General features: G+C 43.9%; 12 protein-coding genes. 8 read left to right on the top strand and 4 right to left on the bottom strand.

Features of this window, described 5'->3' with window-relative positions; genetic code table 11:
* Positions 1 to 178: 178 nt before the first annotated feature.
* Positions 179 to 862 (bottom strand): hypothetical protein, encoded by a 684-nt coding sequence (locus DWB79_RS03830; protein WP_016522730.1) that lies wholly within the window; start codon positions 860 to 862, stop codon positions 179 to 181.
* Positions 863 to 872: 10 nt separating this feature from the next.
* Positions 873 to 2,963 carry an elongation factor G gene (fusA, locus tag DWB79_RS03825; RefSeq protein ID WP_016522729.1) on the bottom strand — a complete coding sequence of 697 codons (2,091 nt, stop codon included), beginning with the start codon at positions 2,961 to 2,963 and terminating at the stop codon, positions 873 to 875.
* A 343-nt stretch (positions 2,964 to 3,306) separates the two neighbouring features.
* Between fusA and DWB79_RS03820 the strand changes: the two genes are divergently transcribed.
* Entirely contained in the window at positions 3,307 to 4,284 is a 978-nt protein-coding gene (locus DWB79_RS03820) for a helix-turn-helix domain-containing protein (RefSeq protein ID WP_016522728.1), read from the top strand.
* Between the two features lie 7 nt (positions 4,285 to 4,291).
* On the opposite strand, the gene DWB79_RS03815 is transcribed toward DWB79_RS03820, so the two are convergent.
* Both DWB79_RS03815 and DWB79_RS03810 read right to left on the bottom strand, forming a co-directional pair.
* Entirely contained in the window at positions 4,292 to 4,567 is a 276-nt protein-coding gene (locus tag DWB79_RS03815) for a BrnA antitoxin family protein (RefSeq protein ID WP_016522727.1), read from the bottom strand.
* Complete coding sequence (locus DWB79_RS03810; protein WP_016522726.1) at positions 4,533 to 4,826, bottom strand: BrnT family toxin; 294 nt, start codon at positions 4,824 to 4,826, stop codon at positions 4,533 to 4,535. Before DWB79_RS03810 ends, DWB79_RS03815 begins: the two co-directional genes overlap by 35 nt.
* Positions 4,827 to 5,007: 181 nt before the next feature.
* Here DWB79_RS03810 and DWB79_RS03805 point away from each other — a divergent pair, with 181 nt between their 5' ends.
* The 7 genes from DWB79_RS03805 to DWB79_RS03780 all read left to right on the top strand — a co-directional run bounded on the left by DWB79_RS03805 (position 5,008) and on the right by DWB79_RS03780 (position 14,831).
* On the top strand, positions 5,008 to 5,625 hold the full coding sequence (locus DWB79_RS03805; protein WP_016522725.1) for an MptD family putative ECF transporter S component: 618 nt from the start codon (positions 5,008 to 5,010) through the stop codon (positions 5,623 to 5,625).
* A 41-nt stretch (positions 5,626 to 5,666) separates the two neighbouring features.
* Entirely contained in the window at positions 5,667 to 6,296 is a 630-nt protein-coding gene (locus tag DWB79_RS03800) for an energy-coupling factor transporter transmembrane component T family protein (RefSeq protein ID WP_016522724.1), read from the top strand.
* 18 nt (positions 6,297 to 6,314) lie between these two features.
* Entirely contained in the window at positions 6,315 to 7,919 is a 1,605-nt protein-coding gene (locus tag DWB79_RS03795) for an ABC transporter ATP-binding protein (RefSeq protein WP_016522723.1), read from the top strand.
* 232 nt (positions 7,920 to 8,151) lie between these two features.
* On the top strand, positions 8,152 to 8,379 hold the full coding sequence (locus DWB79_RS03790) for a NifU family protein (protein WP_016522722.1): 228 nt from the start codon (positions 8,152 to 8,154) through the stop codon (positions 8,377 to 8,379).
* 201 nt (positions 8,380 to 8,580) lie between these two features.
* Positions 8,581 to 9,270: an Ig-like domain-containing protein gene (locus DWB79_RS12000; RefSeq protein WP_016522721.1), complete on the top strand. Its 690-nt coding sequence runs from the start codon at positions 8,581 to 8,583 to the stop codon at positions 9,268 to 9,270.
* Positions 9,239 to 13,243 carry an Ig-like domain-containing protein gene (locus tag DWB79_RS03785; protein ID WP_016522720.1) on the top strand — a complete coding sequence of 1,335 codons (4,005 nt, stop codon included), beginning with the start codon at positions 9,239 to 9,241 and terminating at the stop codon, positions 13,241 to 13,243. The genes DWB79_RS12000 and DWB79_RS03785 overlap by 32 nt, the downstream gene beginning before the upstream one ends.
* A gap of 163 nt (positions 13,244 to 13,406) precedes the next feature.
* Entirely contained in the window at positions 13,407 to 14,831 is a 1,425-nt protein-coding gene (locus DWB79_RS03780; RefSeq protein WP_016522719.1) for a small ribosomal subunit Rsm22 family protein, read from the top strand.
* Positions 14,832 to 14,889: the final 58 nt, after the last annotated feature.

Here is a 14,889-nt window from a genome sequence, read left to right as displayed (position 1 = left end):
GACAGGGTAAACGCATCAGATATTTTTTAACAACCCCGCAGCAGAAGAGAGGCTGCTCAACCGGAGTTGAACCGTTGGTTCAAATGGTCACCGCATAAAAAAAGCCCTGCCGATATAATCGACAGGGCTTTTTCGATAGCCTTTATAGCCTCGATGTGCTTAGCGACTATAAGGAGAATTATTTTTCCGCTAAAAGCATCGTTTTGGTGTCAAGTTTACAGCCGGTATCAAAGTCTGCTTTACCGCGAGCTTTTAACGCGTGTATTTTAATGGCATCCGGCGTCGGTTCCAAATACAGGATAACGTCAAAATCATTTGCATACGGTTTTAAGTCAGGATGAATGACTTTTTCGCGTGCGTCAGCGGAAGCTGAATACCAGATAGACATACCGGTTTCTTTTGCAAAAGCTTTTATCTGTTGAAGCGCTTCGGGAACCGCTTTAGAAAAATCAAAATCGTCGATCATCAGTGCGGAAGGTTTTGAACCTACTTCAAACAGTGCCTTTACGGTTTTGATAATCTGGGTAGTACGCACAATATCTTGATTAAAATTTAAGACGATACGCCGTGCGATAACCTCGGATTTTAATTCAGCCGCTTTTTCAAGGTGTTTTTTCTCGGCTGTTTCGTCGAACATATTGTTGTACCATGTAATGGCATAGTCGGTTTGCTGACTGAACGAGATATGTACAATCGGTTTACCTTGCAGCAGCTGATCCAATCCGAGCTGAACCAGCATGGAAGTTTTTCCAACGCCTTTTTTAGCCGTTACAATACCGATTTCCCCCGGCTGTAACGCTCCGCCGAGCGCTTTTTCAAAATTACGAACAGCGCTGCGTTCGATTAAATCCTCTTTAACCATTTCCCGCCTCCTATTTTTGTTGTTCCGCTTTGCGTTTTTCTTCGTACGCTTTAATGAGAGTTTCCGTAACACTCTGAGGAGCCTTGCCGTACTTTGCAAATTCCATTGAGTATTCCGCTTTACCCTGCGTTGAAGAGCGCAAAATGGTTGAAAAACCGAACATTTCGCTTAACGGGACTTCCGCATCGACGCGGGTAAACTGCTCATCTTCAGTGGACGAAAGTATTATACCACGACGTTGGTTGATAAGTCCAAAGATATTTCCTTGAAATTCCTGCGGACCTTCGATTGAAACCTTCATGATCGGTTCGAGTACAATCGGATTGGCTTTTTTGTACGCTTCGCGGAAGGCGCCGATAGCTGCAGCTTGGAATGCCATATCGGAAGAGTCGACCGGGTGTGTTTGTCCGTCGTTGATGGTAATCCGCACGCCGACAATCGGGAAGCCGATAAGCGTGCCCTTCTTAACGGCCGCTCTAAAGCCCTTATCGCAAGACGGAATAAATTCCGAAGGAATGGCGCCGCCTTTAATTTGATCGACAAACTCGTAGTCTTGTTCGGAGGTCGGCTCGATAAAGCCTGCAACACGGCCGAACTGACCGGAACCGCCCGTCTGCTTTTTATGGGTGTAGTTAAAGTCTGCACGCTGGCTGATCGCTTCACGGTACGCAACCTGCGGCATACCGGTTTCTACGTCGCACTTGTATTCGCGGCGCATCCGTTCGATATATACGTCCAAATGGAGTTCGCCCATACCCTGAATAATCGTTTCGTTCGATTCGGGGTCTACATACGTGCGGAATGTGGGGTCTTCTTTGGTAAAGCGGTTTAACGCCTTGCCCATCTGGTCGGCGGATTTTTTATCCTTGGGGGTCACCGACAGCGAAATAACCGGATCGGGAACGTACATGGAGCTCATTGCATAGTTGAGGTCTCCGCCGCAGAACGTGTCACCCGATGCGCATTCGATACCGAAGAGCGCAACGATGTCTCCCGGGCCGCCTTCGGAAATATCTTCCATTTCGGCAGAGTTCATGCGGACAAGACGTCCAACCTTGAACTTTTTGCGTGAGCGGGTATTGTACAGTTCGCCGCCTTTTTTCAGCGTTCCCTGATAGATACGCACATACGTCAGCTGACCGTATTTTCCATCCTCCAGCTTAAAGCCGAGCGATACAACCGGATCATCGGGGTTGGTACTCAGTACAACCGGCTCTTCGTTTTTATCCAAATCGAGCGCTTTATTGGTAATTTCCGTCGGATTGGGTAAGTAGTAGGTAACGGCGTCGAGTAAGGGCTGGATACCTTTGTTTTTATAGGCCGAACCGAGGAATACCGGTACAAAGGCTTCTTTTAACGTTCCGACACGTACCGCCGCACGGATCATCTCTTCCGTTTCGGCGCCTTCGAGGAAGGCTTCTGCAAGCTCATCGGAGAACATCGAAGCCGCATCTATCATTTCTTCACGGTATTTTTTTGCATCGTCAAGAAGATGCGCGGGGATTTCGGCAACGCGGAGTTCGGTGCCGCTGTCCCCTTCAAAGTACAGCGCCTTCATCGTTACGAGGTCGACAACGCCTTCAAGCTTATCTTCCAGACCGATCGGGAGCTGCATCATATAGGCGTTCAGGCCGAGCTTTTCGCGCAGCTGCATCCGTACCTTCAACGGATTGGCACCGGTTCTGTCGCACTTGTTGACAAAAGCAATTCGCGGAACATGGTAGCGTTTAAGCTGGCGGTCAACGGTGATAGACTGAGATTGTACACCGGCAACGGAACAAAGTACCAAAATAGCGCCGTCCAAGACGCGCAATGAACGTTCAACCTCGATGGTAAAGTCAACGTGTCCGGGAGTGTCGATAACATTAATGGTATGATCTTTCCATTTTACCTGTGTCGATGCGGACTGAATTGTGATACCGCGCTCCCGTTCCAATTCCATGTTATCCATAACGGCGCCGACACCGTCTTTTCCGCGTACCTCATGAATGCTATGAATACGGTCGCAATAAAACAAGATACGCTCTGAAAGGGTTGTTTTTCCCGAATCGATGTGCGCACTGATACCGATATTTCTCATTTTTGAAATATCACTACTCATAATTCTTTTACCTCATTTCTATAAGATTTTTACGTCAAAAAAAAACAGCAACTAAAAATATCAATTTTCAAAAACTGTCTATAAGCAAGATTACAAATTATACTGGAAACGGTTTTAGATTGCAAGACTAAAGTTTTTTTTAAATTGTTTTTTCATTGACATATATAGAGATTGTATATACTCTTAAAAAAAAGCGAAGGCTTATTTTAGACAATGCAGTTGGCATTGTCTAAAAACACGTCGAGTTTGCTTACGCAAACATCGCAGATTGTATGTACGCTATCGCGTACTAATTGAACAACTTCCAAAGTTGACACTTTGTTCAATTTTAAAGAACCTTAATATGAACTCTTGTGTACACGCAAACGAATGGCACGGGACACGCGCCGCTATTGTATCTAATACCAATTTGATAACGGAATATGCTATCAACTGCGATACACCGAACGGGCGTATGAAAACCTTTCATTTATTCTCAGGAGTTGATTATGCACTTACAACTTTTGAAGCGGCCTCATGTGATTACCGAAAAGAGCCGGTGTCGAATATTCTGGAAATAGCCTATTGCAAATCAGGCAGGTTTGAATGCGAATATAAAAGCGGTTACTTTACATATATCGGGGAAGGTGATTTTGCCATCGGTGTTTTGGAAGCTCAAACGGAAAAGCCTTATTTCCCGTTAGGATATTACACCGGCTGTACAATCATTATCGATGTCAAAAAGACAGGTATGATTTTTCAGAATACTATCGAAGGCATATCCATTGACCTACCGGCATTACTGCAAAACTATTGTCCCGACAATAAATGCGCGGTTATTAAAACACCGCCAATGCTGCTCCGTATATTCAATGAATTATATGAAGCATCTCAAGAGTGCCGCTTTCCCTCTGATACAACAAACGGCTACCTGCGGCTGAAAGTTTTAGAGCTGTTGTTTTTATTGCAGCACTATAAACCGCAAAAGCAGTCTGCGGCACACACCTGTTTTTCAGGAGTATATATAAAAAAGATAAAAGCGATTAAAGCTGATATTACGGAACACTGGAGCGAAAATCCGCGGTTAAAAGATTTGTCGCAAAAATACGGCATCGGTTTAACGGTAATGAAAGACTGTTTTAAGGCGGTATATGGAAAACCGATTTATGCTTTTCAAAAAGAATACAAAATGCAAAAAGCGGCGCAGCTATTACACACTACAGAAAAATCGATTACGGAAATTGCCTCCCTAATTGGATACGAAAACCCGAATAAGTTTTCCTCCGCTTTTAAGAATACATTCGGATATTCTCCGCGGGAATACCGGCAGGATAATTTATAATTTATAATTAAAAATAATGAGAACTGACGCCGTTTCTAATCCAGTCGTTTAATCTCGTTTGCCATCCTTTACCGCTTGCTTTGAGTGACTCCAGTAGATCCGCATCAATTCTAATGCTTAACACTTTTTTTTGGGGTTTCCACATATTTTTATTGACAAGATGGCTGGGTTTCATTTGTGCTATTTGTTCATCGGTTAGTTCCGGAATATCGGAAAAATCGATTTCGCTGTCAGGAACCGCGTGAGCTTCACAAGTTGCTATAAATTGTTCTAAGTCTGTCATAATAAACACCTCGCTCTTTATTATTCGCTTTTCGCGCAGAAATCAATCGTATTGTTCCATTTCTGTCCGTATACACAACCGCTAAGACAAGATATTTTGAAGTAACGCCATAACATATATATCTTGCTTCTTCTGTAGTCGAATGAGCGTGGTCAAAAAACTCAATGAGATTCGGATCATTGAAAATCTCTGAAGCTTCAGCAAACGATATGCCGTGCTTACGGATATTCAGTTCGTTTTTTGTTTCGTCCCATTCCATAAAGTAATACTAAATTGTATTACTTTATATGTCAAGACACATACCAATTCGATAGCTGGTAAAACAAAATTTTCACGGCTTTTTGGATAGGTTTTGACTGAATGGAGTGGAAAACAGCTGTTCATTGCCGCTATAGTATTCTCTTGAGTTAGCAGATGTTAACTCAAGAGGAGGAACTAATATGGAAGTAAAAACAACTGGTTCGGCACGGCTGCGGTTAAAGGATATTATCACACTTTCGATTTTTAATATCGCGATGCTGGTGATTATGGTTATCGTTAAGATGGTGATGACAATAGCGGCAACGCCCGCACTCGATTACCTTTTTTACGTCGGCGTGATGGCTTTTTTCTGCGCACCGCTTTACATTGTTATGTCAAACAAAACGGCGAAACACGGAACATTCCTTGTAACGGCAATTTTTTGCGGATTGATGATGGCTGCATTCGGCTCGGCATGGTTTTCTGCAGTGATGCTTGCAGTAGGGCTCATCTGCGAGCTTTTGATGCTGGGTAATAATACCTACAAAAATCCGGTGCGGAACGGTATCGGCTATGTGGTATATTGGACGCTGTACGCATGGGGCAGTTCAATTCCGCTGTTCTTTTTTAAGGAGCGGTATTTGAAGAGCTTAGGAGATTCATATACCGAAGAAGGCAAGCAAGTATTAATTCGTTTTTACGGTTCGCTCGATATGATGCTGCTTATCGGGCTGATTTCGGCAGCACTTGCGGCTGTAGGATTTTGGGTCGGTATGCTGTTTTTCAAAAAACATATTCAAAAAGCAAAGTTAGCGTAAAGTCAGTGCGAAATCTCGACCCTCGAACACACCTTGCTGTTATGCTGTGCGCCACGGTTGTTTGGTTTTTCTACGAGCGGATCGGACAAATGCATTGTCTGTGCCTACTGGCAGGCTGTTATCTGCTGCAGGTGAAGGAAGTGCAGACTGCGTGGCGTTTGTGCTTTTTCTATACTATTCTCCAAGTACTTGCCCGGATCTGTGCGCCGCATACAGCGCTGCTCTATGTAATCCTGCATACCTTTGCTCGCTCAATTCCGCTCGTGATGTTTGCTGCCGCCATTGTAAAAAGCAATCCGAGCAGGCTGATGGCAAGCTGGCAAAGCCTGCATATTCCTAAGTCCGTGACGATTATGCTCTGCATGATGATGCGCTTTTTTCCGGTACTGCGGAAAGAAATGGCGGCGATTCGGGAGGGGATTAAGGCAAGAGGTTTGTTTCCACAGTGGTATGATTATGTCCGTCATCCGGTTATTGTGTATGAAAGTTTTTTTGTACCGTTTACCGTTCGCTGTTTAAAGCTGTCGGCAGAATTGGGTGCAACGGCGGAACTGCGCGGTTTGGACGCTCCCCAAAAACGAAGCAGCATGTATTCCGTTCCGTTATCCATCTACGATTATCTTACCGTTGGATTATACGGTGTTGTGATGGTGTTGATTGCCATTGTATAAAATACGGTTGCGATGTCTATGATTACGTTTTGTGATGTATCGTTTTGTTATGGGGAAGCGGAGCTTGCGGCAGGGAATCGGCAGGATGCTTGCATTGAGGGCATGTCCTTCGATATACGGGATGGGGAATGCGTTGTTTTGTGCGGAAAATCGGGAGCGGGAAAAAGTACCGTGTTGAGGCTGATCAACGGTTTAGCTCCGACATTTTACGAGGGAACACTGCATGGTTCGGTGCTGGTTGCCGGGAGAGAACCGGCGTCTATGCCGCCTGAGCAGCGAGTGCAAACATTCGGGGTTGTGTTTCAAGACCCGCGCAGTCAATTTTTTATGAACAGTGTGCAGGATGAAATTGCGTTTTCCGCAGAGAATATCGGACTGGAGCCGATGTACGTGAAAGAAAAGATACGAGAAGCGGCTGCACTTCTTAACATAGAGCCGCTTTTGTACCGGACGGTTGATACCCTATCAGCAGGACAAAAACAACGGGTAGCGATTGCTGCAGCGCTTATTTTATCGCCTCAAATCTTGATCTTAGACGAACCTGTTTCCAATTTGGATGCGAACGGTATCGAAATTCTTACCGGTCTTTTGGCGGAGATTAAAAAGCGGGGAACAACGATTATCATCAGTGAGCACCGGCTGCACACATTTTTAGGAATTGCAGACTCATTTTTGCATATCGAAAACGGCAGGGCTGCGCACCGATGGACAGCAGAGGAATTTTGCCGTTTACAGGAAGGTGAGTTACGGCAATTCGGATTTCGCTATCCCGGTATGGCGGAGTTATCTTTGCGAACAAATCACATTCGTACAACGGAAGTGATAGGACAACCTGAAAGCGCCGCACTGAAAGAAACACCGAAAAGAGCTGCGGCAGTAGAAACATCAACACCGGATCCGGTTGTAAAATTACCGGAAGCGGCAAAAATAGAGCCGGATGCATCGCGAGCTGCTTTATGTGTGTCGAATGTAACGTATTTATACCGGAATGGACGGTATGCGGAATGTCGCGGCGAAGACGGTTCCGGTCGAGCAATGGAATGCAGTATACGGAATATCAGCCTTACGTTTCCGCAGGGGAGTATTACTGCTCTAACCGGAGAAAACGGCGCCGGTAAAACTACCCTATGCAAGGTACTGTGCGGACTGTTACGGCAGCAGAGCGGCTGTATTACCCTGCACGGACAGAAGCTTTCATGTGCACAGCGGCGGCGAATGAGCTATTTTGTGATGCAGGATGCCGATTATCAGCTGTACTCAGACAGTGTGATCAATGAGCTGCTGTTGGGGCGGAAACCGTCACAAAGCATAACGAAACGAGCAGAAGAAGCGCTTGAGCTGTTCCGCTTGCAGGCGATACGGAATCGGCATCCTGCATCGCTCTCCGGAGGAGAAAAACAGCGGGTGGTAATTGCCGCGGCGTATTGCTCGGAAGCACAGCTCTTTGTGTTCGATGAGCCGACCAGCGGTATGGACGGTGAAGGTCTTTTGAGTATGGCACAGTGGGTTGATGCGCTTGCACAGGCAGGAAAAACCGTTGTCATTATTACACATGATGAGCTGCTGAGTGAAATGGCTTGTGATTATAGGATAAGAGTGAAGGCTGCCGTAGCTATTTCTTAACGCTCGCCCGCGCAGCTTTTACGATAGATTGCTTCTCATATTAACTATTAACCGCACTTATAGTATAAAAGCTGCTTAATCTGTAACTATTGCCGCTAGATACGGTTATAGCGTATTAGGACTCTTTTAACAATCGGATGTTTTAGAGATGTTTACTCTATAAAGATTTCTATTATATAATATGCTATAATATATGATAAGCGCATTCTGCGTGCGTAAAAAAGGAGGAAGTATGGTTACAGTCGATCAAATTCAAAAGGCTCTGGACGGTATTCGTCCTCATTTGCAGGCTGATGGGGGCGATGTGGAATTTGTCTCAATGTCTGATGATGGTGTCGTTTCCGTCCGATTGAAAGGGGCTTGCGGTTCTTGCCCAATGGCTTTGATGACGTTAAAGTCCGGCATCGAAGCTCAATTAAAAGAATCCTATCCCGATGTAAAAAAAGTTGTCGCCGTTTAATGTCTGTACATTATGCTGATGCTTGATACAGTCAAGTTTTCAGTATATTGTACCGATACATCAGAAGGGTATTTTTATATAATGCCTTTCTTCTTAATCTAAAATACTATAAAGTTGTAGCATGCCGGTACTTTCTACAGGTTTCCGGAAAAAGCTTTCGTATTAAGCGAAAGCCTATTTGTTTTGTAATGAGGAACTTCTATGAAAAAGCTACTGCTCTGTGTCTGTACGTACGCCTTTTTGGTCTCCTTTCTATTTGCTGGGGGTAAAGTAGAAACCCGCACCGTAGAAAATCCCGAAAGCTGGGACGAATCTTTTGATCTCTCTGAAAAAAAACCGGGTAAGTATAATGTACTTGTTACCGCCGAAGATTCAGCGGGTAATATCGGAGAGGCAGGTCCTTTCAATATGTATATTGACCCTCGCTCCGATCAACCGGTTGTATCTATTACCAACCCTTTCAAAAATATGAATATTACGGGTACCCTTAGTGCCTCCGGAACATGTTTTGATGATGATGGTATTGATTATATCGAAGTAGCGCTGGATGACAATGAACCCATTCGTGCAAAAGGCAAACAATTTTGGACTCAAACTTTTAATACAGCCGATTTGGAAGAAGGTGTACACCGTATTATCGCATGGGGTACCGATATTAACGGACTAAAGAGTGATGGCGTTTCGGTTGAGTTTAACTTGAATTTGCACACGCCCGAAACTCTCGTAACCAGTATGGATGACGGCGCCTTAATTTCCGGCAAACAGGTATTAGGAGGAATTGTACGAGATGGAAACGGCGTAAGTAAACTGTTTTATTCGTTTGACGCTGGACAAAACTATACACCGCTTGCGCTTAAATATGATAAAAAAAGCAGGAGTTTCTTCCTTTAAGCTTGACATTGATACAAGTAAGCTGCCTGAGGGTCCGACCGTATGTTGGTTTAAGGCTATTGATAAATTAGGAGCCGAAGGTATTTCTACGTTCTTATTCTTTATTGACAATACTGCTCCGGTAGTAGATTTCTTTTATCCCGCTCCCTCAGAAACAGTTAGCAGCGTTTTTGGAATAGCAGGATTTGCAAGCGATTCGGTAAATCTCAAGTCTTTATCATGGCGAATGGGAAATCAAACGGGAGATTTTGAACTGGTTAAAGGTAATTCTTATTGGGTTAAAGAATTTGATGTAAGCAGCCTTTCAAATAAAACCGAGACCATTGAAATTACTGCCGAAGATATTGCCGGCAATATTACGAAGGTAATGCGAACAATTACTATTGATAAATCGTTGGATACTCCACGTCTTACAATAGTACAGCCGATTGCCAATGCCGTTATCGATAACAGTATGTATCTTGCAGGTTCAATTGAAAGTACTTCCGGTGTTTCCGAGATACGATATAGAATCGATCGAGGTGAGGAAATTACCGTACCTGTCAACATGAATGCTTTTGGTGTGCCTATTACCGATATTTCGAGCGGGACACATACGGTTTCGGTTTATGCCGTTAATCCGCAGGGGGTAAGAGGTAATACCGAAACGGTATCTTTCTCGGTAATAGGCACAAAGCCTGTTATCGGACTTGAGGGTTTCTCCGGTGTTGTACAGTCGGTAGTACCCGACAGCCGGACGCCTGTTACAATAAATGTTAGTGCTGGGGCAGGGCTCGATTCTGTTTCATATACTATCGCTGATAATACTGAAATCCCTGTTTCCATACGGAAGGGGGCTGCAAATACGCTTATCCGTATTCCGATTGATTCTTCATTCACCGGCAAAGTGGTGCCTGTTGCAGTACAAGCTTCCGATATATATGGCCGAGCGATTGCTCAAACTATTTTAATAGATTCTCAGACAACGGCAGAAGAAGAAGCTTTTGTATGGGCTGAAGGAAATAAATCTTCTGACGGAACCTTTATTTTATCTGATAACAATATTCTAACGGGAGTATATCGCCCTGCAGGCGAGGCTGAAATTGCTTCTGTCGAACTTGCTGGTTCTACGATACCCTGTGAACTATCGTTTTCAGGTCATGTCATTGCTCTCGCAATCACTGAAGAAGGGCTGTATAAAAATGTACGGATCACTGTTACCGATACGGAAGGCCGTACCTTTACCTCTTCAGGTATTAATGTTCTGATTGATAAAACCGCTCCGGTAATTAAACTGGCGCTTGCCGAAGAACCGCGATTTATCAAGGAATCACTGGAATTAGCCGGTACAATTTCCGATATTTCCGCATTACAGTCGATAACATACACGGTTGGAGATTCCGAAGCACAACCGCTTTCTTCCGCTAAGTTTTCTCAAAAGATTGCACTGGAAAATTATCCTGACGGAGTTGTCGTTGTAGGCGTACATGCAGTCGATGTGCTTGGACAAAAAAGCTCTGCCTATCGAACATTCTATAAAAATTCACAGGGGCCGAAGGTGTCGCTCATCCTTCCTCGTGAAGGAGACAAGGTCAACGGTTCCATTTTAGTGGCTTTTAAACCGGATAACTATTCTGTACTCGAAAAAGTTGAGTATAAACCGGAAGGTTCTAACAACACATGGGAGCCGATGGAAATTTCTCCTCTTCCCCATAGAATTATCGGTACAGCATCCGCGCCGATCGGCAAAGGAATGATGTTCCGGTTTACAGATAAAGCAGGAAATGTCTCAACATATAACGAGTATCCTTTTGAAATCGATACTGAGTCGGATAAGCCGATTATTGAAGTCCACTTGCCGGAAGAAGATGCTGTTGTGGTAAAAGATTTTGTCCTTTCCGGTATTATACATGACGATGACGGCGTTTCAAAAGTTTTTTATCAGATTGATAACGGTACAATAAAATCTCTTGAAGTAAAAAACACCTTTACAATTCCATTTGCTTTAACCGATTTTACGGATAATGAACACACTATTTCCATTTATGCCGAAGACATTTACGGCGTTAAGAGCAATGTTTTTAAGCGGAAGGTTCGGGTTTCTCTTACATCTCCGTCAGTTGCGGTTCAAGCTCCGGCAAGTACATCCATAGTAAAAGATATTATTTCCATCAAAGGAACTGCATCCGATAAAAACGGCATCAAGTCAATTGAAGTATCGCTTGACAACGGAAATACATATTCTAAGGCAGAAGGGGGCGAAAACTGGCACTACGATTTTAATACCGCTGTGATTGCCGATGGAACCCATGTAGTGTTTATAAAAGCTGTAGACCAGTACGGCGAAGAATCTCGAACCTCTACTCTGGTAAACATTGATAATACGGCACCAGAACTCAAGTTTGAATATCCAATCCCCGGCGGAAAATACGACAATGAACTTTTTGTTTCTGGGCAGGTATATGACGAAATTGCCTTAAAAGAAGTTGTTGTTCATATAAAAGGATTACAAGGTCAGTCGGTACCGGCAAAGTTTTCAAATACAGTGCTTGAACCGAAGCTTGTCGTCTCCCAAAATATCAATGTAGCAGATCTTCCCGAAGGTTCATATAACCTTGAAATTGTCGGTTCAGATGAGGCGGGAAATGTCACCAATATTGCCCGCAACTTTGTCATTGATCGTAGTAATGATAAAGGAAAAATCGAGCTTCTCGCTCCACTTATGGGAGAAACATTGGTAGGCGAGTTTAATATATATGGAAAGATCTCCAGTACGATTTTCCCTGAATCCGCTACTTTATATATCGATGGCGCTGAACGCGATACGGCCACTATTTCTCCGACCGGTTATTTTAATTTTAGAATAACGCCCGAAGGTATGACTGAAGGAGAACATAAAATATCGGTTAAAGCAGAAATTGTAAAAAATAAGCCGGAAAGTTCTGCCGTACATTCGATAGTGTATAAGACTACAGGCCCGTGGATTACGATTGATAATTTTGCAATGGGTGATTTTGCCGTCGAGCGGCCGTATCTGAAAGGCAAAGCCGGATACACTCTTTCTGAAGAGGAAAGTCTCCTACTCAAAGACAAATCTACGGCAATCGGCGTTCGCGAAGCAATTGCTGCAAAGAAATTAGTTGCAGTAGAGCTTAGTTTTAATAATGGTAGAACATTTATCCCCCTCGGTTCGAAAGCAAACTGGAAATACCGGCTTGAAACCGGAGATATGGCGGAAGGTGAGCATTTCTTACTCGTGCGTGCTCGAATGGCAAATAATGAAACTGCTGTTTGCCGTATGGTTGTAAGTATTGATAAGACAGCCCCTGTTGTTACATTGCTTACTCCAGATGAAGGCGGAACATATAACCAATCCTTGACGTATGCCGGACTAGCAACCGATAATATTTCCGTTACCAATGTTGCTTTGTCTTTACGGAAGGGTGATAAATACCTTTACGGTATACCCAAGGTTATACAAGGGTTGCATTTTGATGTCGGTTTCTGGGGGGCTACGTTGTGGAATGCCGGAGTTGGGTTGAGTTTCTTCGGCAGCAATGTTAAATTGCAACTCCACTACGGACAATTCTTGCAATCGCAATGGGATTTGTTCTATAAAGGCAATGTAAAAATGCGATACGGTGGCCATGTCGTCAGTATGAAGATCCTTGCAAACGTATTCGAACTGCCTTTTGAATCCTTTGCAGGACCCGATTGGTCGTGGCTATATATGACCGGTTCTTTAGGAGCAAACTTTTCAGTGTTTACTAAAACACAAAAAGGAACACCGCAGGTTCTTGCCGCTATGCTTGCGCAAATAGAGTTCCCGCGTGTTAAATTGCCTAAAAAGAAAGTTAAGTATTTTAGAAGCTTTGCTGTGTATACGGAAGGTCAGCTGTGGTTTATCCCAACCGATGTCAGTGGCGGTTCAGCCTCAGCGATAAAGGGTGTGCTTCCGCATATATCGGTCGGCCTCCGGTTTGACGTATTCTAGACAAAATGCAGCGCCTTTGGCGCTGCATTTTTTATTGTGCGGATATTTGTATGCGCTTTGTATGTAACATTTGTATTTTTAAAAGGTGTATGATTTATCTTATATAGGTGTTTCAAGAAGTCCGTTTGCAAAAGGCACCGGTTTTTTCTATAATATAACGATAATGAATACACAAAAACCATTTTACGAAAAATTTGTTAAAAAAAACTCCTCGCATCAGACGCTGGATAAAACCAATCAGTTTCAGACAGAAGAGAAGAGCCGGAATCATCAGCCACAAGAAAAAGAACACTATCAAAAAACTTCCGGACGCAGTTCTGACCGGAGAAACGAGCAACATCGCAAAAAGCGAAACAGTACGCCTTATACCTTCGGAACGCCGGTTTTTTCCGAACTGACATCAGAAGCAAAAAATATCTTAGAACATTTTCCTGCGCTGTTGGATCAGGTTTTACCGCTCGATGCAAAAAAGAAGCAACTGTTACCGCAGCACATTCATACGCTCTTTCATGAACTTACAGATGAACGAAGCAGCAGAAAAACGCACTATTTAAATGATCCGATAAAACTATCAGCATATACGCACTATTATGTGTGGTGGAATTTAGTGCGGCTTACGAAACTCTTGCAGAATCTTGATATCCGGCTTGATGACGGCAATTATGCTGCGGACTTCGGTTCGGGGCCGCTTACTTTTGTCTGTGCTTTATGGATTGCAAAACCGGAGCTGCGGAAAAAACGGCTGACGTGGTATTGCGTGGATATTTCCAATAAAGCCCTCTCATTCGGTGAAGAACTTTTTTTAGCGCTCTGTGCATACACCGGTAAAAAAAATGGCACCGGAGAAGTTCCGTGGACTGTTAAGAAAGTATGCGGGGCATTCGGCACGGCATTGTCCGAAAAAGTATCGCTGGTAACGGAAGCAAATATGTTCAATGAGATATTCTGGAACAGTCCGCTCACCCTTGATGACTATGCCGAAAAAACATACCGTACCGTTATGCATTATCTAAAGCCTTCCGGTTCGGTTATGTTTATTGAACCGGGGATACCGCTTGCCGGTGAATTTTTAAGCCTGTTGAGAACGGAATTTTTAGCGGCAGGTTTTTCTATATCTGCGCCGTGTCCCCATAATGGAGTATGTTGTTTCCCCAATCGTCCGCCCCAAGATGGAACAAAAACGCCGGTAGCTTTTCATAAATGGTGCCATTTTACTTTTGAAACACACGATTCACCTGAGAGCCTTCTCCATCTTTCAGAGGCTTCTCATTTGGGAAAAGAACGCGCGAGTTTAAGTTTTCTATACGGTGCATTGTCCTCATCTGCCCTATCTTCCGGTACTGCAAAACGGGATACTTCCGATGGAATACCGGTGCGTATATGTTCGGATATTATCCAGCCGGATCCGCAAACTATCGGTAGATATGCTTGTTCGGAAAGAGGCTTTATGTTTATTACCGGGCATGCGTACAAAGAATCCGTGTTAAACACTGCCGTATCGGGCACACTGCTTGTCTTGCCGAAAAAGTCAGTGAGGCTTCATCAGCGGGATAAAAAGACGCATGCGCTTTTGGTAGAGGTACCGTAAAAGTGGAGAGAAACGATTAGTTCGAAATTGCTATGGACACTATCATGGCTGACGAATC

This window comes from Treponema medium, from assembly GCF_017161265.1.
GTDB lineage: Bacteria > Spirochaetota > Spirochaetia > Treponematales > Treponemataceae > Treponema > Treponema medium.
The sequence above is the reverse complement of the archived record's forward strand: the minus strand, read 5'-3'. Positions and strand labels throughout refer to the sequence as shown.